Below are 25,297 nucleotides of genomic sequence, written 5' to 3'. Positions count from 1 at the left end.
TTGTGTTATAAAATGGTTGTCAAAACATGCTTACAAGACCACTTACAATATTGTGCCTGATTTTTACCACCTATAGTCTGCATGCGCAGCTAACTAAAGATTCCCTTACCATTTTTAATCAAGTCGGTTCTTGCGACTTAACAGATATCAGCCTTCAAAAAAATACGGTCATTCACCTGGATGATAAAGCACTTTCCCTGTTTATTTTTTTATCACCGGAATGTCCACTCTGTCAGAATTATACCAAGACAATAAACCAGCTTCACGAACAATTTAAAGACCGCGTTGCCGTGTACGGCATTGTTTCCGGCAATGCGTATTCTTCAAAAGATGTGATGGCTTTTCAAAATAAGTATCTTACCACATTCAATATATTAATTGACACAAAACTGTCATTAACCCGTTATTTAAATGCAACTGTAACACCGCAGGCCATTTTGCTGGATAACAAAGGCAATCTTATTTATACCGGCGCTATTGATGACTGGGTGCAGGGCCTCGGTAAAAAGAAAATATTGGCTTCAAAACATTATGTAAAGAATGCCATAGAACAAAGCCTGCAGCCTGCAGACGTAACTATCAAAAAAACAAAAGCGTATGGGTGCAGAATCAATGATTACTAAAATGAAAAACTTTTTATACCTGGTTTTATTTTTGCTGAATAGTTCTATACTACAGGCTCAGCAGTTAACTTACTACAATGACATTGCTCCCATTGTTCAAACCAAATGCGCCCCATGCCACCATCCCGGCGGCGGCGCACCCTTTTCGTTGTTGGGTTACGAAGATGTAAGCAAAAGAGTGTCTTTTATAAAAGATGTTGTGCAAAGTGGTTATATGCCGCCATGGAAGGCAGACAATAGCTATGTACATTTTGCAAATGACAGATCATTGTCTCAAAAAGAAATTAGTTTACTGGTGCAATGGATAGATAATAAAGCGCCGCAGGGAACGAAAGTAAAGCAGGTGGCTGCAACGCCTGAGTTTACGAGTTTTACAACATATAGCCGCAAGCCCGACATGGTTTTAAAAATGGCTGACAGTTTTTTAGTAAGGGGAGATAACAAAGAACGTTTCGCTATTTTTAAAATTCCTTTTGAATTAAAAGATGCTGAAAACATTGAAGCCATCGAGTTTTACAGTAATAATAAAAAGCTGATTCATCATGCCAACTATGCCATACATGACGTAGCAGATACTTCTATCAATATTTATAAAACGGATGCTACTGTAAATTTATCGGAAGATGATCATACTAAACTGGATCAATACAGGCCTTATAAAAAAGTAATGACTTATTATGGCGGATGGATACCCGGTACAACTTACGAGTATTATCCAAAAGAGTTTGGATGGATAATGCCAAAGCGTGGTGTGATCCTTTTAACCGTTCATTTTGCACCCAGCGCAGTGGATGAAAAAAGTTTTTCACAGGTAAATCTTTTTTTCAAAAAAACACCTGTTACAAGACAGGTTAAGGTGATCAGTTTTGGTTCGGGTGGCATTGGTGAAAAACAGATAACGCCGATTTTTTATATTAAGGCCAACGAAAAAAAATCATTCACGTTGGAAGTTACTAACCCTGGCGCGGATGTATCTATCATGTATGTTTGGCCGCATATGCATTACATCGGCAAAAGTTTTAAAGCCTACCTTGTTTCGCAGGAAGGAGATACAAGTAAGCTCGTGTCTATCCCGGAATGGGATTTTCGCTGGCAGGAAATTTACCGGTTAAAACATTTGCTGAAAGTGCCAAAAGGTTCTGTGATGCATATTGAAGGAACCTACGACAACACTGCCGAAAACCCGGCAAATCCGCGTAATCCGCCCCGCACCGTTTTTTCAGAAAGCTCCATGATATCAACAGATGAAATGCTGACTTTGCTAATGGTGTATTTGCCTTACGAAGAAGGAGATGAAAAAATAGAATTGGAATAGCATTGCTGCATAACAAAAAACGGATCATCAGCCGACAAGGAGCACAAGTCAGCAGGCTAAAGTACAACAGGTTGATGTGGTACAAGAGGGCGATGCAAGAATGTACCACAAGGCTTCCCGGCCCGGACAATATTTTATACAACAAATTGAGTATGCAATTTTATAAGATAACCAATATGATTAATTAATGAAGCAAACATTGCCCTTTATAGCTTTTTTGCTTTTATCAGCCTGCTCCAATACCTTGTTTGCACAACAAAAAAAAACAAGCTTGTTTTCATTGATGAACGAAAAGGAGACAGGAATATCTTTTTTAAATTCGATAGAGGAGGATGATTCTTTAAATGTAATGCGCTACGAATACCTCTACAATGGCGCAGGGGTGGGCGTTGGCGATTTTAATAACGACGGGCTGAACGATATTTTCTTTTCCGGGAACACTACCGCTAACAAACTTTTTTTAAACAAAGGCAATTTTAAATTTGCTGATATTACTGCCTCTGCAGCCGTTGCAGGCAACGGTACCTGGCGCACTGGCGTAAGCATTGCAGATGTAAACGGTGATGGATTAATGGATATTTACGTTTGCCATTCGGGTAAGTATGATGACCCCGAAAAACTTTGCAATGAATTATTTATTAACCAGGGTTTGAAAGACGGGCTTCCTTATTTTAAAGAGATGGCCAGGGATTACGGATTAAATGCACCGGGCACTCAATCTACGCAGGCAGCTTTTTTTGATTATGATAAAGATGGAGACCTTGATATGTTTCTGCTGAATCATAGCAACCATACTTACAATCCGTTTATCAATACAAAGAAGATACGGTCAACTCCCGACTTTAGTTTTGGTAACCGCTTATTTAGAAATGACCGCGACGCCAAAGGCAATATGCATTTTACAGATGTTACTTTACAAGCGGGGATTGTAAATAACGCACTCAATTTTGGCTTAAGTGTAACCATCAGTGACTTGAATAATGATGGCTGGCCGGATATTTATACCACCAGCGATTACACAGAAAAAGATTGTTTTTACGTCAATAATAAAGATGGAAGTTTTACCGAATCTTTGGCTAAATCGTTCGCTCATATCTCCAAATACGCTATGGGAGCGGATATTGCCGACTATAACAACGATGGAAGGCCCGACGTGTTTACACTGGATATGTTACCCGAAGATAATCACCGGCAGAAATTGCTGAAAGGGCCGGATGAATACGATCAGTATCATCTGCTGCTCGACAGCGGTTACCATCATCAGCAAATGCGCAACATGCTTCAGTTAAATGAAGGTGTTGATAACAAGGGTAACCTTCGTTTTAGTGAGATAGGGCAAATGGCCGGTGTATCAAACACAGACTGGAGCTGGAGTGGTTTACTGGCTGATTTTGACAACGATGGCTGGAAAGATATTTTTGTAAGCAACGGTTATCTCCGTGATTTTACCGACATGGATTTTTTAAAATACTCCGTAGCAGATGCCAAAGCCGCGGCGTTAAAATCGGGCAACTTAAATTACCAAACCTACGACCTGGTTAAGCTGATGCCCTCCAATAAATTAAGCAATTACATTTTTAAAAATAACCACGATTTAAGTTTTTCAAATAAAACCATTGACTGGGGTATCAGCAAACCTACTATTTCCAACGCAGCCGTTTATGCTGATCTGGATAATGATGGCGACCTCGATTTGGTTGTGTGTAATAATAATGAGCCTGCGATGGTGTATCGAAACAATGCCCATGAAATAATGCCGGCGCATTTCATCAAACTTCGGTTTAAAGGAGATGGGGTAAACACAAAAGCGTATGGCGCAAAAGCAACCCTCACAACAAGCAGTACAAAACAATACCTCGAGTTATACCCGGTGAGAAGTTACCAGTCAACAGTTGCGCAGGAACTCTTATTTGGCTTTCCGCTTAACGATACGATCAGGCAACTTGCAGTTGAATGGCCCGATGGTAAAGCAAACATTTTTACGGATGTAAAAACGGATACAGTAATTGAATTAAAACAATCGGAAGCTTCCATAAAGAAAGTTGAACCAGGAATTGTTGTTCCAAAAATGTTTACCGATATCACGGAGAAATCGGGCATCCGTTTTAAACATATTGAAAACAACTTTATCGATTTTAAAGACGAAGTATTGCTGCCATACCAGTTATCAAAACAAGGGCCTGCATTAGCGAAAGGGGATGTAAACGGCGACGGGCTGGAAGATATTTTTATTGGTGGAGCGATAGGCCAGGCGGGCATTCTTTACCTGCAAAAGGAGAATGATATATTTGTGGAAGCCCCGCAACAGGCCTGGATAAATGATTCAGCAAGTGAAGATGTAAACGCTGTTTTTTTCGATGCCGATAAAGATGGTGACCTGGATTTGTACGTGGTAAGTGGCGGCAACGAGTATGCGGATCAGTCGCCCGAATATGCTGACAGGTTATACATCAATGACGGTAAAGGAAACTTCGTCAAAAATATAGATGCACTGCCTGCCATGCTCAGCAGCAAACAAGCTATTGCAGTGGGAGATTTTGATAATGATGGCGACCTCGATTTGTTTGTAGGTGGCAGGGGAGTGCCGGGCTCATTTCCGTTACCTTCAGAAAGTTACTTGTTGCGCAACGATACCCAACATGGAGTTGTTCGTTTTACTGATGTTACCGCTTCAATCTGCCCGGCATTGCAAAAATCCGGAATGGTTACTGTTGCACAATGGGTCGACATTAACAATGATCATTTTCCGGAGCTGGTTATTGCCGGAGACTGGATGCCCGTAATGCTCTTTAATAATAACAAAGGAAACCTGGAAGATATTTCACTTGCATCGGGATTAAAAAATCTGAATGGCATGTGGTCGGCGCTTACAGCCACTGATATTGACGGCGACGGGGACGTAGATTTTTTATTGGGTAACTGCGGCTACAACGATCAGTTTTCAAAAACCAGTAAAGAGCAACCGTTGCAATTGTATGTAAACGACTTTGATGATAATGGCACCCTTGACCCGGTGATGTGTTATTATATCCAGGGCAAAAGTTATCCCATGGCCTCCAGGGATGAATTACTTGACCAGGTTTCGCCCCTCAAGAAAAAATACATTAAGTACAAAGATTATGCAGATGCTACCATCAACGATATCTTTTCCAAAGAAAAGATTCGGCAGGCACGGGTGCTTTACTGCGATGAACTGGCTTCAGGTGTTTTATACAATGATGGGCATAACAATTTTTCCTTTAAGCCTTTGCCGCTGAAGGCACAGGAATCGAAAATATTTGGATTGACACCTGTTGATTTTGATGGCGACGGAAAAAAAGATATTTTATCGGGAGGTAATTATTTCTCTTATCGTGTTCAGTTGGGCCGGTCAGATGCAAGTCTTGGCCTGTTGATGAAAGGTATGGGTAACCAACATTTTTCGGTCATCGATCCGCCACTGTCCGGTGTTTACATTGATGGGGATGTCAGGGCCATGACTGCTATAAAAAATAAATCAGGTGAAACACTCATTATAGTGGCTAAAAATAATGACACCGTGCAGGTTTTAAAAGCAACAGGTAAATGAGAAAATTAATAGTGATCATAGTATTATTAATGCCGTACCTGTCCAATGCGCAAACCAGGGCATGGGAAACAGATGCGACGCCATTACACCGGGCACAAAAGGCTTTAACAGATGTTATCATACACGATATTTTTTCTCCGCCGGTTGCCAGCCGCATCTATGCCTACACCAATATCGCCGCATACGAAGTGTTGGTAAAACAAAATAAAGCGTATCGTTCCATGTACACGCAGCTGAATTCTTTTCCCGAAATACCGGTTTGTAAATATAAGATCTGTGCTTCTCTTGCGGCGGTAAATGCTTTTTTAATCACTGGTAAAAATCTTGTTTTTTCAGAAGCCCTCCTGCAGGATTCCATCACTCAAATTTTGCAATGGTATAAAAATAAAAAAATAAGCAGGCAGGAATATGATGCTTCAGTATTGTATGGTCAGCAGGTAGCCAGTGCTGTTATGCAATGGGCGGCAAAAGACAAGTATAAAGAAACGAGAAGTTTAAGGCGTTATAATTATTTAAAACAGGAAGGCAAATGGATGCCGACACCGCCGGTGTACATGGCGGCGGTTGAACCTAACTGGAACCGGATAAGGCCACTGGTACTGGATTCTGCCAGCCAGTTCCGCCCTGAGCTTCCGTTGCCTTTCAGTAAGGATACCAACAGTTCATTTTACCGGCAGGTATTGGAAGTGTATGATACAACCCGCCATTTATCTGCCCAACATATTGCCATTGCCAGCTTTTGGGATTGCAACCCTTTTGCCGTGACCACCGAAGGCCACCTGAATTTTGCAACAAAAAAAATATCACCGGGTGGTCATTGGATGTCTATAGCCGGCGTTGTGTGCCGCAGTACCAATGCTACGATGATGAAAGCAGCTGCAGCATATTCGCTTACGGCCATTGCATTATTTGACGGATTTATAATTTGCTGGGATGAAAAGTACAGGAGCAATATTATTCGCCCGGAGACTTATATCAACAAATACATGGATGAAAGCTGGCGGCCATTGTTACAAACTCCACCCTTCCCTGAATACACCAGCGGTCACAGTGTTATATCAACCGCAGCAGCTACTGTGCTCAACCATTTCTTTGGTAAAGCAATCGGTTTTGACGATGATACCGAAGTTGAGTTTGGGTTACCTGTAAAGCATTTTAATTCCTTTTCAGAAGCTTGTAACGAAGCGGCTATTTCGCGTTTGTACGGTGGTATCCATTACAGGGCAGCCATTGAAAACGGACAAAAACAGGGGAACAATTTAGGTGAGTGGATCACAGGGAAAATTAAAATGCAATGATGTTGGAAGGTGAGAATTCAGAAGATTAAAAAAAATATTAGAATCAATAATAGTTGCAATGAAGGTTAAAAAAACGATGATGAATAAAAGTATTTTATTGATTTTGTTATTCGGTTACCAGTTTGCAAGTGGACAGCAAACTTATGTATTTACAAAAGGCTTGTTTGTAAATGGTGTACATCATTACGGCCGTGAAGCGCTTTATATTGACACGGTGGCCTGGCAGTTATATAACCAGACTTTACAAAAGCCCCAGGCTTTAACAACAGCTAAGCAGGATAGTGCAACAAATCGAATAACATGGACAGCAATAGCCGCAGACAGTGCCGGCGTTTTCAAAAGCAGGCGTTTCGGCGCGGGCGGATACCTGTATTTAACTTATACTGCAAAGCGTCACCAAAATGTGCTGCTGAACATTAAGGGCAATAGCGCCGTATATTTTAATGGTGTATTGCATGCAGGTGATCCGTATGGCGCAGGTTGGCTGTACATTCCGGTTACACTAAAAAAGGGGCTGAATGAATTGTATGTGCGCACTTACTTTCAAACAAGTGCTGCTATCATCTTTCCTGAAAAACCTGTAATGATCAGTACCGCAGATTCTACTATGCCGCATGTGGTTCTGAATAAGCAAAATGGTGTTTTGCAGGGAGCTGTGGTGATCATTAATTCCGGTTTGCAGGACTTAAAAAATTACCAGTTAAAATCAATCGTATCCGGTAAAACTTTGCTCACCAATACACCGGTAATACCGGCGATGTCATCAAGAAAAGTGATTTTTAATTTTGATGCCAGAGACATAAGCAGCACAGGCAAATATGATTGTAGTATAACCCTTCAGAATAAAAATAAATCGGTTGATGAAAAGCAATTCATCCTTGAAGCAGTAGATTCATCAGCAAAATACAGCACTACTTTTAGAAGCCAGGTGGATGGCAGTTTGCAATACTATTCAGTTACACCTCAATTAAACGGAACAAAGGATAATGCAGCCTTGTTTTTATCTGTTCATGGTGCAGGTGTGGAAGCAATAGGCCAGGCAAAAGCATACCAATCCAAAGATTGGGGAACACTGGTAGCAGCCACTAACCGGCGTCCGCGGGGTTTTAACTGGGAAGACTGGGGCAGGCTGGATGCACTGGAAGTACTCAATCTTGCCAAAGAAAAATTTAAGCCAGATCCACAACGTATCTATCTCACCGGTCACTCCATGGGCGGACATGGTACCTGGTTTTTAGGTGCTGCTTATCCCGGCAACTGGGCGGCTATTGCACCCTGTTCAGGTTATCCAACCTTAAAAGATTATGGCTCTGCGGATGGAAAAATTCCGGACAGCAGTAAAGATATTTTTGAACAAATGTTACTGCGGGCGGGCAACCAGAGTGATGTGATCAGCCTTGCCAATAACTATAAACCATTTGGTGTTTATATCTTGCACGGCGATTCCGATAAAGTTGTTTCTGTAAATTATGCCCGGCAAATGAAAAAGTTGCTGGCAGCTTTTCATCCTGATTTCAACTACTATGAATATTCAGGCGGCGAGCATTGGTTTGGTGACCAGAGTGTTGACTGGAAGCCATTGTTTGATTTTTTTAAATGGCATACCAGGCTGGCTGATACTGCCGTTAATCAAATTGATTTTACCACTTCCAGTCCTGGTATTTCCTCCACTTATCGCTGGGCTTCTATCCTTCAGCAGCAACATCCGCTGCAGTACAGTAATTTAAAATTGGTTCGTGACAGAAGGCACAATAAGATAACCGGGTCCACAAAAAATATACACATGCTGCAATTCAGTCTCAAAGATTTGGGCGCTAACACAACAGTCAGTATCAGCCTTGATAAGTCGGATACTATAAAATACACTACGGTATCAGCCAACGATAGTATTATACTGGAATTAAGGCAGAACAAATGGGTAGCAGGAGCAGCGCCATCTTTAAATGAGAAGGGACCGCACCGGTATGGTACCTTTAAGGAAGCGTTCAATCACAATATGGTATTTGTATATGGTACTGCTGGTGATAAGCAAGAAAACGAATGGAGTTTAAATAAAGCCAGGTATGATGCAGAAACCTGGTATTACCGTGGCAATGGAGCAGTTGATGTGATAGCAGATAAAGCATATTCGTTAACGAAATACAAGGACAGGGGCATTGTACTTTTTGGTAACAGCAATACAAACTCAGCCTGGAAAGAATTGCTGAATGATTGCCCGATCCTGGTGGAAAAAAATAAAATTACTGCAGGCAACAAAGTGTGGAGAGGCGGCGACCTTGGTGCTTATTTTGTATGGCCGGTAAAGAGTTCTTTTATAACTTCAGTAGCTGTAATAAGCGGAACTGGCTTGAAAGGGATGCAGGCTGCCTCAGCAAATCAGTATTTTGCGGGAGCAAGTGGCTTTCCTGATTTTATGATCTATAATATTGATATGCTGCAGTCAGGTGCACACGCTGTGAAAATGGCAGGTTTTTTTAATAATGAATGGAAATTGGATAGCGAAGAATTCAAATTGCAGCAGTAATATGCACTGTCATTGCTCCGGCCTCAATAAAACTAATTCGATAGTTAACCTAAAAAGCATTTAAAAAATAAGTATGAAACGCAACGAATTTATTAAAAGTGCCGGTTTATTAAGCGCCGGACTAATGATGAAAAATTTTTCTTTCGCACAAGCTGATCCTGCATTTCCCGTAGTAAGAATACCGTATGACAAAAGAAAATTTCACAGCAAAGCGGTGGAAGCTGCCATTACTGAATTTCAATCGAAAGTAAAAAATAAGGAACTTGGCTGGTTGTTTGGAAACTGTTTTCCCAACACGCTGGATACAACGGTTGACTTTGAAATGGTGGATGGTAATCCTGATACCTATGTTATTACCGGCGATATTGATGCCATGTGGATGCGGGACAGTACGGCACAGGTTTGGCCCTACCTGGCATTTGTGAAAAAAGATAAAGAACTACAGGAGTTAGTTACCGGCGTTATCAACCGCCAGGTAAAATGCATTTTAAAAGATCCCTATGCCAATGCTTTTTATAAAGACGAAAATAAAGTGAGTGAATGGAAGAGTGATCTTACCACGATGCAACCCGGCATACACGAACGGAAGTGGGAAATTGATTCGCTTTGTTATCCCATCCGGCTGGCATATAATTACTGGAAAGAAACCGGCGATACAACTCCTTTTAACGGGCAGTGGAAAAACGCCATTCAATTAATTTTAAAAACATTTAAAGAACAACAACGCAAAACAGGCAACGGTACTTACACATTTCAACGCACTACCGCCTGGGCTACAGATGGCGTTCCGCTGGGCGGCTATGGTTACCCGGTAAAACCTGTTGGGTTGATCTGTTCTATGTTTCGCCCCAGTGATGATGCAACTGTTTTTCCTTTCCTCATTCCCTCCAACTTTTTTGCGGTAGTAAGTTTAAGGCAGGCATCCATCATGGTAAAACAAATTTTTAAAGATGATGGTTTGGCGAATGAGTTGACAGCCCTCGCAAGCGAAGTAGACAAAGCGTTGCAGCAATACGCTGTCATCAATCATCCGCAATACGGAAAAATTTATGCGTATGAAGTAAATGGTTTTGGAAGTTTTAATTTAATGGATGATGCGAATGTACCGAGCCTATTATCGCTGCCATATTTAAATGCGGTTAAAAATACCGATCCCGTTTATATCAACACCCGTAAATTATTGTTATCCAGCAATAATCCTTTCTTCTTTAAAGGCAAAGCTGCGGAAGGTATTGGCGGTCCGCATGCAGGCATGAATATGATATGGCCGCTAAGCATCATTATGCGTGGATTAACCAGTAACAATGATACGGAAATTAAGCACTGTATTGAGATGCTGCGTAAAACGCATGGCAGTACTGGTTTTATGCATGAGTCTTTCCAAAAAGATGATGCCAATAATTTTACCCGCAAATGGTTTGCCTGGGCCAATACTATTTTTGGCGAATTGTTGTGGGAAGTGTACCAGGCAAAGCCACATTTATTAACGTAATGATTTTTAATTAAAAACTGCTGACCGACATGATAAAAAAATGCTTTTATACATTTTGTATTTCGCTTGCCTTGTTATTGTTTTTTACGAATACAAACGCACAGCAAAAAATAAATCCGGATTCTATCCGCAGTAAAATGCAATGGTTTGCTGATGCCAAACTGGGCATCTTTATTCACTGGGGCATGTATTCTGTAAATGGTGTTGATGAAAGCTGGAGCTTCTACAATAAAAAAATAAGCTACGCAGATTACATCAAACAAATGAAGGGATTTACCGCATCGAAATATGATCCGCAGGCATGGGCAGGTCTGATAAAAGCAACGGGCGCAAGGTATGCGGTCATCACCACCAAACACCATGATGGTATGGCTTTGTGGCCCACCAGACAAAAACATTTAAGTGTGGTGAATAATACTCCTGCAAAGCGGGATGTGCTGGGGCCATTTTATAAAGCACTGGATGAACAGGGCATTAAAAGAGGCGCTTATTTTTCTTTATTGGATTGGAGTCATCCCGACTACCCGGGTTTTATGAAGGATACCAACCGCTATAAAATTGCAGAACAACCGGAGCGATGGAAACGCTTTCAGCATTTTTTTCAAAGCCAGATCAATGAAATCAACACGGCCTATAAGCCTGACCTGTGGTGGTTTGACGGCGACTGGGAAAAGAGCGCCGATGAATGGCAGTCAGCCGATGTACGGAAACAAATACTGGCGATACAACCTAATGCCATCATCAATGGCAGGCTGCAGGGCTATGGTGATTATGAAACACCTGAACAAAATTTTCCGGTTAGCAAACCAAAGTATAACTGGTGGGAACTGTGCATGACAACCAATAATAACTGGGGTTATCATCCCGATGATACCGCTTACAAAACACCTTTTGAAATAATCACCATTTTTGTGGATGCAGTGAGTAACGGTGGAAACCTGTTGCTGGACATCGGCCCGAAAGCAGATGGTACCATACCCGAAGAACAGGTGCATATTTTAAAAGAACTGGGTAAGTGGAATAAGAAGAACGGCGAAGCTATTTTTAATACCCTTGCCGGTCTACCGCAGGGCCACTTTTACGGACCAACGACCATCACCAAAGATTCAACCACATTGTATCTTTTTTTACCAGCACAAACAGCGGGCAATGTAATGGTAAAAGGCCTGGTGAATGACATCAAAGATATACAGGTGCTTGGTACTTCAACCCATTTACAACCTAAAGTGGTGGGCAAAATTTCCTGGAGCCCGGTGCCAGGGTTGGTGTTTATCAATGTGCCTGAAAATGTCCGGGACGAATACATGACCGTGCTTAAACTTACATTGGATAAGCCGGTAAGATTATACCGTGGCCAGGGTGGGTTGAATTAAACTTATTCAGTTATGAATAGCAAATGATCAGTATTGAATACAACTCTTAAGCTGGTATTTGCGTACTTTGATTTCGGCTTTTTTAATACAGTTATGAAAAATCAATTCACTATACAATTTTATTTTGTCCTTGTTATTTGTTGTGTTGCTGCCAATGCCAATGCACAGCAAAAGAAAGGCTGGAAGCTGGTTTGGCGGGAAGAGTTTAATTACAAAGGCCTGCCCGATCCAAACAAATGGAATTACGAAAACGGGCATGTGCGCAACCAGGAGCAGCAATATTATACCAATGCCCGAAGCGAAAATGCCTGGGTGCAAAATGGTGTGCTAACTATTACCGGTAAAAAAGAAACCTATTCCAATAGTGATTACGTGAAGGGCTCCAATAACTGGTCACAAAAAGATTCGCTGACACAGTACACTTCTGCAAGTATCAACACCAACCAAAAGGCCGAATGGCAGTATGGGCGTATTGAAGTAAAAGCAAAACTGCCGCATGGGGGCGGAATCTGGCCTGCCATCTGGATGCTGGGCATTGACCGGGAAAGAATTGGCTGGCCGGGTGCCGGCGAAATTGACATCATGGAATTTATCGGCAATCATCCGCAGGATATTTATGGTACCATTCATTTTGCTGATTCATCTGCTGCAACTGGTCACCGTTCAAGTGGCAGCAAAACAACCTCCACAGCTTTGCAAAATGATTTTCATGTATATGCTTTGGAATGGGACAAAGATGCCATGGATATTTATTTTGATGATCAGTTGTATCATCATTTTGTAATTGATTCTGCCGGCAAGGGAAATAACAACCCATTCAGAAAACCATTTTATTTATTGCTTAACCTGGCCATGGGTGCAGAGTGGCCCGGCCCGATTGACGATGCGGTTTTGCCGCAACAATTTGTAGTAGACTATGTAAGATTCTATAAAAAGAAGCATTAATATAACAGGTATAAAAAAACTAAAATATAGTATGGATAATGTAAGCAGGTATAGTGTAGTAAAGGCGGGTTTGTTGTTGATTTGCTTTAGTATAGCAACCAGAGGTGTTGGACAGACAGTAACAAAAGTAACTGACCCGGTGGATTGGGTAAACCCATTAATGGGCACCGACTCTAAACCGGATCTTTCCAATGGCAATACTTATCCCGCCATTTCTGTTCCATGGGGTATGAACTATTGGGTGCCTCAAACGGGTATGATGGGCGACGGATGGCAGTATACTTATGGGGCAGATAAGATCCGCGGCTTTAAACAAACCCACCAGCCATCACCCTGGATGAACGATTATGGACAATTTTCCATTATGCCTGTAACCGGTAAATTAAAGTTTAACCAGAACGACAGGGCAAGTTGGTTTTCTCATAAAGCGGAAATTGTGAAGCCCTATTACTACAGCGTTTACCTCGCTGACGCGGATGTAACAACAGAAATAACACCAACAGAAAGGGCAGCCCAATTCAGGTTTACCTATCCCCAAACGGATAGTGCTTTTATTGTGGTAGATGCGTTTAATAAAGGATCGTACATCAAAATAATTCCTTCGGAGAGAAAAATAATTGGCTACACAACCCGCAACAGCGGTGGTGTTCCGCAGAATTTTAAAAATTATTTTGTGGTTATTTTTGATAAGGAGTTTTCTATTGCGCAATCCTGGCGGGATGGTAACCTGGTAAAAGATACATTGGAGTTAACGGCCAATCATGCCGGTGCCATCATCGGTTTTAAAACTGGCAAAGGCGAAAAAGTGAATGTAAAAGTGGCTTCCTCATTTATCAGTTTTGAACAGGCGGAACAAAATCTTACACACGAATTAGGTAAAGATTCTTTTGATGCTACCAAACAAAAAGCCCGCGATATATGGAATAAGCAAATGGGCAGGCTGATTGCAGAAGGTGGCACGGTTGACCAGACAAGAACTTTCTACAGCTGTCTTTACCGAACCATGCAGTTTCCTCAAAAGCAATACGAAGTGGATGCGTCAGGAAAAATAGTTCATTATAGTCCTTACAACGGTAACACCTTGCCGGGGTATCTGTACGCTGGCACTGGTTTCTGGGATACCTTCCGGGCACTGTATCCATTTTTAAATCTGGTATTTCAATCTGTAAATAAAGAGATGCAGGAAGGCTTGATCAACAGTTACAAAGAAGGTGGTTTTTTACCCGAGTGGTCAAGCCCCGGCTACCGTAACGTGATGGTGGGTAACAATTCCGCTTCTATTGTAGCCGATGCTTATGTAAAAGGCCTTCGTGGTTATGATATCCATACTTTGTACCAGGCGCTGTTGCATGGCGCGGAGAATGAAGGTCCGCAAGGCACAGGCCGCACGGGTGTTAAATATTACAATGAACTGGGCTATGTTCCATACGATGTAAAGATCAACGAAAATGCTGCCCGTACACTTGAATATGCCTTTGATGATTTTAGTATTTATCAGCTGGCAAAAGCATTGAAACGCCCGCAAAGCGAAATTGACCTCTTCGCAAAACGCAGCCAGAATTTTAATAATCTTTTTGATAAAGAAACCAACCTGATGCGGGGAAAAAATAAGGATGGTGCTTTTGAAAAACCGTTCAGTCCTTTTAAATGGGGCGATGCATTTACAGAAGGCAATAGCTGGCATTACAGCTGGAGCGTTTTTCATGATATTGAAAGATTAAAAACACTCATGGGCGGAAAGGAATCGTTTATAAAAATGCTGGATTCTGTTTTTGTAATGCCACCGGTTTTTGATGACAGTTATTACGGGGGCACCATTCATGAAATCCGTGAAATGCAGATCATGAACATGGGACAATATGCACACGGCAATCAGCCCATACAGCATTTCATCTATTTATATAATTATGCCGGCCAGCCCTGGAAAACACAATACTGGATAAGAGAGTCGCTGAATAAACTGTACAAGCCTACACCTGATGGTTATTGTGGTGATGAAGACAATGGTCAAACCTCCGCCTGGTATGTATTCTCCGCTATGGGTTTTTATCCTGTTTGTCCGGGTACCGACCAGTATGTATTGGGAGCACCCTTATTTAAAAAACTGTCTGTAAAATTAGAGAACGGCAAACTGTTACAGATCAATGCACCAGCCAACAGCGAACAAAATTTGTATGTGCAAAACCTGCAGTTAAATGGCAAAACAATTGGTCAAAACTGGCTGAGCCATTTCGATTTACAGAAGGGTGGAACCCTGCAGTTTTTGATGGGTGCCACCCCGAATAAACAAAGAGGAATTAAGGAGGCAGATGCACCTTATTCTTTTTCAAAAGACAAAAAGTAACCAGCTGAATAGCCGGGCAAACAAGCCAAATGCATGCAATAAAATTTTCGGAAAAGATAATCATTGACGAGAATGCAGTAACAATTTTTGACTTTACCCAGGATTACCGCAAACGGCTGCAATGGGATACCTTTTTAAAAAAGGCGGATCTGATAGAAGGCGCGGAGCACGCGGGTAAAGGAGCGAGGGCATTTTGCGTAGCTAAAAACGGCATGGGTATGGTGACGGAATACATTACATTTAACAGGCCCCTGGTGACAGCCATTAAAATGACCCGGGGGCCTTTTCTATTTGCATCCTTCCTGGGATCCTGGACCTTCAGGAAAATAAGTGACAACAAAACGGAGGTGATATTTTTATATTCCTTTTCACTCCGGTTTCCTTTCAATTTGGCAACAATTTTAATAAAACGTAACTTACAAAAGAACGTGAAACAGCGGTTGGTTGATTTGAAAAGAAATGTGGAAATTGAACGATCTCAGACATATGGTTTGTAAAGTCTTCAAGTTGCAATAGCTTTCATTAGCTGCGGGGTTAATGTCTGACTTTAAAATCGAATATTAAAATTAAGGCAGACTTGGTTAATAGAAAGGAAACCTTAAGGATATATTAGTGTTATTATTGACAAATGATTGCTTTATTAAACGCCACCGCCGGTACGCCATACCGGCCACTGAACAGTTGATTTATTTGAGTTGAATTATATTGACGAATAAAAGATTGAATTGTAAAAGTAAGCTGTATGAAATTTAAAATATTGGGCGTATTTGCCTTATTAATTATAACTGTTGTCGGCTGGCTGGCCTGTATGAATAATAACAGCAGCATTGCCGGAACAATGCCGGATAAGGTGAGTTACAACTTTCATATCCGCCCGATCTTATCTGATAAATGTTTTAAATGTCATGGTCCGGATGTAAATAAAAGAGAAGCCGGTTTGCGGCTTGATATTCCTGACTCTGCATTCAAACCGTTGAAGGAAACCAAAGGCGCTTTTGCATTTGTTCCGTTTAAGCCGGAAGAATCAGAAGTATATAAACGCATCTCCAGTTTGGATACTGGTTACCAGATGCCAACACCATCTTCTCACCTCGGTGTTTTATCAGCCCATGAAATTGCCCTGTTTAAAAAATGGATCAGCGAAGGTGCTAAATACGAGCCGCATTGGGCTTTTGTAAAACCTGTTAAGGCACCGGTTCCTGCAGTCAAAAATAAAGAAGTTGTAAAAAATGAAATTGACAATTTTATCATTGCGAAACAGGAAGCTGCGGGCGTTTCCATGAATGAAGAAGCGGATAAAGAAAGGTTATTAAAAAGACTGTCATTGGATTTAACGGGCCTACCACCAACAGAAAAAATGATGGATGATTTTATGGCCAATAAAAACGCCAATGCGTATGATGTGCTGATAGATACTTTATTGAGCCGGCCTGAATACGGAGAAAAAATGGCGGTACACTGGCTGGATATCGCACGCTACGCAGACAGCTATGGTTACCAGGATGATAATGTAAGAACACAGTGGGCCTGGAGGGATTGGGTGATTCATGCCTTTAATGAAAACCTTCCCTACAATACATTTCTTACCTGGCAAATAGCGGGTGATATGTTGCCCAAAGCCAATAAGGAAGAAGTATTGGCTACCGCATTTTTCCGTAACCACAAATACACGGAAGAGGGAGGAGTTGTGCCGGAAGAATACCGCATCAGCTATATTCTGGATAAAACCAAAACCTACACCAAAGGCATTTTAGGTTTAACAGCAGAGTGCGCCCAGTGCCACGATCATAAATACGATCCCATTTCTCAAAAAGAATATTACCAGTTATTTGCCTTTTTTAATAACACGAAAGAGGTAGGCTACGAAGGCGATGTATCGGTTTCAAAGCCTGCAAAAAATCCTATTTTAAATATCAGCGATTCAGAGGCTAGAAGCGTGCTCACGTTTATCAATAAAAAAGATACGGGTGCCATGACAGTGTCTGTGATGGGCGAACGGGATACCATGCGTAAAACATATATCCTCAACCGCGGTGTGTACGATCAGCCAACAATAGAAGTAATGCCTTCTGCAATAAAAGCGGTAATGCCCTTTGATACAGTAGCCACACCACGTAACCGCCTCGGTCTGGCAGCCTGGACGGTGAGCCAGAACAATCCGCTTACGGCAAGGGTTTTTGTAAATCATATCTGGCAGGAAATTTTTGGCCGTGGTATTGTAAAAACAGCGGGTGATTTCGGTATGCAGGGCGAACTGCCCACACACCCGGAATTGCTCGATTGGCTGTCGGTAGATTTTATGGAACATGGCTGGGACGTAAAGCGACTCGTCAAGCAAATTGTATCATCTGCGACCTACCGACAGTCAGGCAAAGTAAAAGATGAAAACTATAAAAAGGATCCGGAAAATATCTGGCTTAGCCGTGCACCCCGCATGAAAGTAAAAGCAGAATTTGTACGGGACATTATACTCGCCAGCAGCGGCTTGCTGGTAGATAAAATCGGCGGCCCAAGTGTAAAGCCTTACCAAACAAAAGGCCTTTGGGAGATGGCAAGTTCGGGCAGGGGAGAGCTGGCCACTTACAAACAGGATAAAGGTGAAGCGCTGTACCGGCGAGGCATGTATACTTTTATAAAATTAACTGTTCCACCGCCCAGCATGATTTTATTCGATGCCAGTAACCGTGACCAGTGCGAAGTAAAACGTACCCAAACCAATACGCCTCTGCAGGCATTGATGATGATGAATGATCCCACCGTACTGGAAGCTTCAAGGGTATTTGCACAAAAGCTGATGGAAGAAAAATCATTACCGGAAGAAAAGATAAAAAAAGCGTTTCACCGTATCATTTGCAGAACAGCTGGTACCAAAGAAATGGACATCCTGAAATCTTATTTTGATGACCAGTTGAAACAATTTCAGCAGAAGCAACTGAATGCAAATACAACTTTAAATGCCGGTGAATATCCGCAGGATAAAAATGTGGAAGCCAATACAACGGCTGCATTGATGAAGACAATCAGTATGATGTACAATATGGAAGAGGCCATTATAAAAACATAAGTTATGGATAAACGTATTCTGGAACATGGGCTGGGTATGAACCGGCGTAAGTTTCTGTCAAGAATGAGCTTAGGCATTGGTAGTGTAGCATTGGGATCGTTGTTGATACCGGATTTATTCGGTGCCAAAAGCGATGAAGAAATGTTGCTGGCCGGCCTGCCCAATTTTGCGCCCAAAGCAAAAAGGATCATCTATCTTTTTCAGAATGGAGCACCTTCCCAACTGGATTTGTTTGATTACAAACCGAAGCTGAACGAAATGTTTGGCCAGGATCTTCCTGCGTCCATCCGCATGGGCCAGCGTCTTACAGGTATGACGGCAGACCAGAAGAAATTTCCTTTGGCTGGCACTGCTTTCAGGTTCAACCAGTATGGTGAGGCCAAGGCATGGATCAGTGAATTGTTGCCTTATACTTCTAAGGTTGTGGATGATTTATGTTTTGTAAAAAGCATGCATACCGAAGCCATCAATCATGACCCGGCACTTACCTTTTTTCAAACCGGTGCACAGGTGGGTAACCGCCCCAGCATGGGCTCCTGGCTTAGTTACGGCTTAGGTAGCGAGAATAAAAACCTGCCTGCCTTTTGTGTGCTGTTGTCAAAAGGCAAAGGCAATGGACAGGGCGTATATTCAAAGTTATGGAGCAATGGATTTTTAGATTCTGTTCACCAGGGCGTGCAGTTCAGCAGTGGCGATAACCCGGTGTTGTATCTTAACAATCCCGAAAGTATTGATAAAGCAGACAGAAGAAAGATGCTGGATAAGCTGGAAGAGCTGAATGCGCAAACATTCCAGGAGTCTGGCGACCCCGAGATCAACGCCAAAGTACAACAATATGAAATGGCTTACCGCATGCAAACAGCGGTTCCTGAAATTACAGATGTTAGCAAAGAACCTGAAGATATTGTAAAACTATACGGTCCGGATTGCCTGATACCCGGCACCTATGCCGCCAACTGTTTGCTGGCAAGAAAATTATCTGAGAGTGGTGTTCGCTTTGTGCAATTGTATCACCAGGGTTGGGATAGCCACGGTGGTTTACCCAACGAAATCAAGGGTCAGTGTATGGATACCGACCAGGCCTCGGCAGCATTGATTACCGATTTAAAACAACGGGGCCTCCTTGACGAAACCCTCATTATCTGGGGTGGAGAATTTGGCCGCACGAATTATTGCCAGGGCAAACTGGAAAAATTAAATTACGGCCGCGATCATCATCCAAGGTGCTTTACCATCTGGATGGCAGGCGGTGGCGTAAAGCCCGGCGTATACGGCGAAACAGATGAGTTTGGATATAACGTCATCAAAGATCCGGTGCATGTAAATGATTTTCATGCTACGGTATTGCACCTGATGGGCATTGATCATGAAAAGCTAACCTTTAAACATTTGGGCAGACGATACCGGTTAACGGATGTGGCTGGTAATGTGGTCAAGGGGATCGTGGCGTAGCACTCCGTTCACTCCCGGTCGGCACCGCAGGTCAGACCGGGAGTGAACGGACGGAGGGTGGGGGTAACATAACCACGTCGGCGGCTTTCAGCCCCGTCGGCGTTGAGGAAGGAACAGCCGATTAGTGAAGACTTTAAAAGACTTTTGTTTGAAACCTATACCGCTTAATTGAATATTATTCAACAAACGCCGTCAGGGTTTTTAACCGCTGACGGGGTTGGTAAGATTGCTTAATAAAATTAACCTCATAAAAATAACCCATATGCACCGCAGAACATTTATCAAAACTTCTTCCATCGCAGCAGCCGGACTTATCATGCAGCCATCCCAGGCTTTTTATGATGATCCTGTGCTTGGCCAGGGCAACAAACGCTATCGCCTCAACAACCATTGGAGTCAGGCGGATGTGGCACGCAACCCGGTAAATGATTGCCATGAAATGGTGCAGGACAGCAAGGGCCGGATTATTTTGCTCACCAATGAAATAAAAAACAATGTGCTTATTTATGATAAAGGAGGCAAATTACTAAACACCTGGGGAAGCGAATATCCCGGTGCACACGGGCTCACCATCTTCAATGAAAATGGAACGGAAGTATTGTTTATCTGCGATAACAACCGCCACCAGGTAATTAAAACCACCCTGGATGGACGGGTGCTGCTCACGCTGAATTATCCCAAAGAAACAGGACAATATACCAAGGCAGAAGAATACGTTCCAACAGAGACTGCCATTGCTGCCAATGGCGATATTTATGTAGCCGATGGATATGGAAAAGATTTCATCATCCGCTACGATGCAAGCGGGCGCTACATCAGCCATTTTGGTGGCAGGGGTGATGAACCGAAACATTTACTGAACGCACATGGAGTTTGCATTGATAACAGGGATGCGAGAAAGCCTTGTTTACTGGTAACCTCCCGTCAGCAGAATGCCTTTAAAAGATATACTTTCAATGGCGAATATATAGATACCATTCCGCTGCCCGGCGCATGGGTTTGCCGCCCGGTGATCAAAGGAGAATACTTATACTCTGCGGTGTTGCAAAGCAATTCAAACCTCTGGAAACAATCAGGCTTCGTAACGATACTGGACAAAAATTTTAAGGTTGTATCTAACCTTGGTGGCAGCGAACCGATGTATATCGACAACAAACTACAGGAGATGAAACAGGCCACCAAATATTTTGATTATCCTCATGATGTATGTATAGATGATGAAGAAAATCTGTACATCGCACAATGGAATTCGGGTAAAGTATATCCTTATAAGTTATCCCCGGTTGTATAAAGCACGTTTCTTTTTTGATTTAAAATAACTGCAAAAAGCAGTAGGGCACTGTATTGTAAGAAGAATAAAATTGAATAAAAAATATGCAGCGGTGGAAAACCATTTTGTACAATACCAGTTTTGCATTCAATTGCCTGCTGGTATTTTTATTAATTTTTGAGAAGGGATTAATTGTTCCACCGTGGGTGCAAACCATCGGCCGCATGCATCCCTTGCTGCTGCATTTTCCCATTGTGTTATTCCTGCTATGCATTTTTTGGGAAGTGGTTGCCCGCTTAAAAAAATCATCCTCAACTGAACAGGAATCCATTGGCGATGGTCTGTTATTGCTGGCTTCCATCACTTCTGTCATCAGTGCGTTGATGGGATTATTACTCTCGAAAGAAAACGGTTATACGCAGGAAGTCGTGGCCTGGCATAAATGGGGCGGTATCATCGTTTCGTTATTATCACTTGGCTGGTATAATTTCCGTAACAGCGTAAGACGCAGCAAAGCTATACTGGTAATGGCTTCTGTAGTTGGGGTTGCATCTGTTATCATTACCGGTCACCTTGGTGCAGATATAACCCACGGAGATAACTTTATACTGGCGCCGGTTTCAAAAGACCAGGAGCAAGCCCCCGTATTATTTGAAGACGCCTTTGTCTATGCCAACATGGTGCAGCCGATTTTTAAAGCCAAATGTGTCAGTTGTCACAACCCTCAAAAAGCAAAGGGCGAACTGGTGATGGCATCATTTTCGGCATTAAAAAAAGGTGGTAAGGATGGCGCCTTATGGGATATGACGCAACCCGATTTGGGATTGCTGATGAACCGGATCCACCTGCCGGAAGAAAATAAAAAGCACATGCCACCACTTGGCAAACCGCAGCTGACGGGTGATGAGATCAGCATTTTATATCACTGGTTAAAAATGGGTGCCAACGACACAGCCAAAGTTGCGGCATTACCGGCAACGGATACACTCCGCACGATAGCCACGGCTTTATTTAACACAATCGAAACAGACGACTATACTTTTAAACCTGCGGATGAAAACAAAATAAAAGAACTGCGCAATAATTACCGGCTGGTGGCACCATTGTCTTTAGGCTCGCCTGCATTGGGTGTACAGTTTTTTGGTGCGGCACAATTTAAGCCGGAGCAACTGAAAGAATTGCTGGCGGTAAAAGAACAGATCGTTACGCTTAACTTAAATAAAATGCCTGTGCAGGATGATGATTTGGCAACTATCGCCCAATTCACCAACCTCCGTAAACTTAATTTATCATTCACCAATATTAAAGGAAAAGGTTTAAAAGCACTGGGTGCACTGAAAGAGTTAAAACAGTTGTCGTTATCCGGTACAGGTGTAAATGCCGCCAGCTTAAATGTATTGACCTCTTTACCAAAACTAAGCCAGTTGTACATTTGGAGCACACCGGCACAGTCTGAAAATTTAGCAGCAATTGAAAAGCAATTTAAAAGTACCAAAATAGAAACGGGCTTTACAGGTGATACCATTGTTATAAAATTAAACAAACCAATGGTTGAAAATGAAGAACAGGTGCTGTTACAACCTACGCCTTTGAAACTAAAACATTTTGTAAGAGGCGTTACTATCCGGTACACTACGGACGGTAAAGATCCTGATAGCATTTCGTCACCTGTTTATAAAGGAGATGTAATGCTCGATAAAAATATTACAGTAAAAGCAAAGGCTTATAAAACAGGATGGATCAGCAGCGATATAGTAGAGAAAACTTTTTACAAAGCCGGTTTTAAAATTGATTCCATTCGTTTTATACAAGCTTCGGCGGACGTGCCGTATAAATCGATGCCGGCTACAATATTGTCTGATGCACAGAAAGGTGATCTGAACCAGGGAAGCGGTAAATGGATCGGTTATCGGGGTGCACCTATGCAAGCCATTTTATATTTTGATACGCTCAAAACTATTTCTTCGGTTACAGTCAGCAGTTTGATCAATATCGATGGCTATATTATGCCGCCACAACAGCTGGAAGTCTGGGCTGGCAATGATTTGGCCCATCTCCGTCTATTGAAAAAAATAAATCCAACGCAGCCGGATAAGGTGGCGCCTGCTTATTTAAAAGGGTACGACCTGGCATTTGAAGCGGTGAAAGAAAAGTACATAAAAGTGGTAGTTGTACCTGTTCCCAAATTACCACTCTGGCATCGGGGCAAGGGTGATAAGGGTTGGATTTTTGTGGATGAGATTTTTTTAAATTAAGTGAATATTGTAGTAGGTCTTTAATTTGAAAAGCTTTTATTCTTTGTGTTAAACTGGCAGAAAAAGAAGACTCTTCAATCGTTCTTCGAGTTGAAAACAGTAACTGGATAAGCCGCCTCTTTTGCTACGTTTCCGGCTTGCCGGAATTTGAAAAATGCGAAGCAAATTTTCGAAAGAAGCAAAAGCAGCGGCGTTCCAGTTACGCAGCCCGCCGGCTGAGGAGGCGACTATTCAAATAGAAAAGATCTTTGTATTTATTTGAAGTGTTTAACTTTCCAAGCCACAATACGACTCGTTTGACTACAGGGATTGGTGCTGTTACTACTTCTAGCTGAACGGCATTAAGTAATGAAAAGATATCGTCAATCATTTCTTAAAAAAATATTAAATTAAACTGCATGAAAAAACTATTACCCATTGCCTTCTATGTGTTGTTAGTATTGCTATCAACAGTTGCCAATCCAATCAATGCTCAAACCAAACCATCCCTCAGCAATGAAACACCGGCGCAAAAAGTAATACGCATGCAATGGTGGACAGACGCCCGTTTCGGCATGTTTATTCACTGGGGTTTGTATTCGTTGCCTGCCAGGCATGAGTGGGTGAAAAACCAGGAACGCATTACCAACGAAACCTACCAAAAATATTTTGATGAGTTTAATCCCGATCTTTTTGAACCTAAAAAATGGGCGAAGGAAGCAAAAGCAGCGGGTATGAAATACGCCGTACTCACCACGAAACATCATGAAGGTTTTTGTTTGTTCGACAGCAAATACACCGATTACAAAGCCACCAAAACTGCCGCAAAAAGAGACCTTGTAAAAGAGTATGTAGATGCTTTTAGAGCAGAAGGAATAAAGATTGGTTTTTATTATTCACTGATCGATTGGCATCATCCTGATTTTCCAATTGACAAAGTACATCCGCAACGGCCGCTTACCGACAGCGATACGGCTTACGCAAGATTGAACAAGGGAAGAGATATGGCGAAGTACCGCACTTACCTGTATAACCAGGTAACGGAACTGTTGTCAAACTATGGTAAAATTGATATTCTCTGGCTTGATTTTTCTTATCCGGAAAAATATGGTAAGGGCAAAAATGACTGGAATTCCGTAGCGCTGATAAAGCAAATAAGAAAACTGCAGCCAGGCATTATTGTAGACAACCGGCTTGACCTGGGCGATTATGCTGACGGTGAAGACTTTGATACACCCGAACAGGTAAGCCCGGAAGAGCTTGCAAAATACAAAGGCAAAACATGGGAAACCTGCCAGACGTTCTCCGGCTCATGGGGTTATTACCGTGACGAAAACTCATGGAAGACACACCACCAGTTGCTCGACCTGCTGATCAGTTCCACCAGCAATGGCGGCAACCTGATTTTAAATGTTGGTCCAACTGCCAGGGGCGAATTTGATTACCGCGCCAACAACGCACTGGACAGTCTTTCGCATTGGATGCATGCCAACAACAAATCTATTTACTATTGCAGCTTTGCACCTGACACTTACCAGGTTCCTTCAAATGATAAACTAACCTACAACGCAGCTGCAAAACGCCTGTACGTGCATTTGTTTGACTATCCCACCGATGGTAAATTATTGTTGACGGGTTACAAAGGCAAGATAAAATATGCCCAGTTTCTGCATGATAATTCGGAGCTGAAGATGATGGAACAAGGCAATGACATCCTGTTAACATTGCCTGAGAAAAAGCCTGTGTACGAAATTCCGGTGGTGGAATTAACTGTGAATTGATTGACTGATTTTAT

Annotated in this window: 15 protein-coding genes; all 15 read left to right on the top strand. The window is 42.2% G+C overall.

Annotated elements, in window-relative coordinates:
- Nucleotides 1–26 precede the first annotated feature (26 nt).
- The 15 genes from QWZ08_RS07995 to QWZ08_RS07925 all read left to right on the top strand — a co-directional run bounded on the left by QWZ08_RS07995 (nucleotide 27) and on the right by QWZ08_RS07925 (nucleotide 25,283).
- A complete protein-coding gene (locus QWZ08_RS07995) occupies nucleotides 27–623 on the top strand; it encodes a redoxin family protein (RefSeq protein WP_290336809.1) in 597 nt (198 codons plus the stop codon).
- Nucleotides 598–1,938, top strand: coding sequence for a c-type cytochrome (locus QWZ08_RS07990; protein WP_290336808.1), 1,341 nt, complete (start codon nucleotides 598–600; stop codon nucleotides 1,936–1,938). Before QWZ08_RS07995 ends, QWZ08_RS07990 begins: the two co-directional genes overlap by 26 nt.
- A 187-nt stretch (nucleotides 1,939–2,125) precedes the next feature.
- Complete coding sequence (locus QWZ08_RS07985) at nucleotides 2,126–5,506, top strand: VCBS repeat-containing protein (protein WP_290336807.1); 3,381 nt, start codon at nucleotides 2,126–2,128, stop codon at nucleotides 5,504–5,506.
- Entirely contained in the window at nucleotides 5,503–6,804 is a 1,302-nt protein-coding gene (locus QWZ08_RS07980; RefSeq protein ID WP_290336806.1) for a vanadium-dependent haloperoxidase, read from the top strand. The genes QWZ08_RS07985 and QWZ08_RS07980 overlap by 4 nt, the downstream gene beginning before the upstream one ends.
- A gap of 58 nt (nucleotides 6,805–6,862) precedes the next feature.
- Nucleotides 6,863–9,328, top strand: a complete 2,466-nt coding sequence (locus QWZ08_RS07975) for a carboxylesterase family protein (RefSeq protein WP_290336805.1) — start codon at nucleotides 6,863–6,865, stop codon at nucleotides 9,326–9,328.
- 73 nt (nucleotides 9,329–9,401) lie between these two features.
- A complete protein-coding gene (locus QWZ08_RS07970) occupies nucleotides 9,402–10,820 on the top strand; it encodes a glycoside hydrolase family 125 protein (RefSeq protein WP_290336804.1) in 1,419 nt (472 codons plus the stop codon).
- A 29-nt stretch (nucleotides 10,821–10,849) separates the two neighbouring features.
- Nucleotides 10,850–12,193, top strand: a complete 1,344-nt coding sequence (locus tag QWZ08_RS07965) for an alpha-L-fucosidase (protein WP_290336803.1) — start codon at nucleotides 10,850–10,852, stop codon at nucleotides 12,191–12,193.
- Nucleotides 12,194–12,286: 93 nt separating this feature from the next.
- Nucleotides 12,287–13,138, top strand: coding sequence for a glycoside hydrolase family 16 protein (locus QWZ08_RS07960; RefSeq protein WP_290336802.1), 852 nt, complete (start codon nucleotides 12,287–12,289; stop codon nucleotides 13,136–13,138).
- Nucleotides 13,139–13,169: 31 nt separating this feature from the next.
- Nucleotides 13,170–15,482, top strand: a complete 2,313-nt coding sequence (locus QWZ08_RS07955) for a GH92 family glycosyl hydrolase (protein WP_290336801.1) — start codon at nucleotides 13,170–13,172, stop codon at nucleotides 15,480–15,482.
- A 29-nt stretch (nucleotides 15,483–15,511) separates the two neighbouring features.
- Entirely contained in the window at nucleotides 15,512–15,979 is a 468-nt protein-coding gene (locus QWZ08_RS07950) for an SRPBCC family protein (RefSeq protein ID WP_290336800.1), read from the top strand.
- Nucleotides 15,980–16,224: 245 nt separating this feature from the next.
- On the top strand, nucleotides 16,225–18,546 hold the full coding sequence (locus QWZ08_RS07945) for a PSD1 and planctomycete cytochrome C domain-containing protein (protein ID WP_290336799.1): 2,322 nt from the start codon (nucleotides 16,225–16,227) through the stop codon (nucleotides 18,544–18,546).
- A gap of 3 nt (nucleotides 18,547–18,549) precedes the next feature.
- Nucleotides 18,550–19,998, top strand: a complete 1,449-nt coding sequence (locus tag QWZ08_RS07940; protein WP_290336798.1) for a DUF1501 domain-containing protein — start codon at nucleotides 18,550–18,552, stop codon at nucleotides 19,996–19,998.
- Between the two features lie 262 nt (nucleotides 19,999–20,260).
- Nucleotides 20,261–21,289, top strand: a complete 1,029-nt coding sequence (locus tag QWZ08_RS07935) for a 6-bladed beta-propeller (protein WP_290336797.1) — start codon at nucleotides 20,261–20,263, stop codon at nucleotides 21,287–21,289.
- Nucleotides 21,290–21,372: 83 nt separating this feature from the next.
- Nucleotides 21,373–23,523, top strand: a complete 2,151-nt coding sequence (locus QWZ08_RS07930) for an FN3 associated domain-containing protein (RefSeq protein WP_290336796.1) — start codon at nucleotides 21,373–21,375, stop codon at nucleotides 23,521–23,523.
- Between the two features lie 398 nt (nucleotides 23,524–23,921).
- Complete coding sequence (locus QWZ08_RS07925; protein WP_290336795.1) at nucleotides 23,922–25,283, top strand: alpha-L-fucosidase; 1,362 nt, start codon at nucleotides 23,922–23,924, stop codon at nucleotides 25,281–25,283.
- Nucleotides 25,284–25,297: the final 14 nt, after the last annotated feature.

Source organism: Ferruginibacter paludis, assembly GCF_030409685.1.
GTDB classification, from domain to species: Bacteria; Bacteroidota; Bacteroidia; order Chitinophagales; family Chitinophagaceae; genus Ferruginibacter; species Ferruginibacter paludis.
Note: the sequence above shows the minus strand (reverse complement) of the source record. Positions and strands in the feature narration are given on the sequence as shown.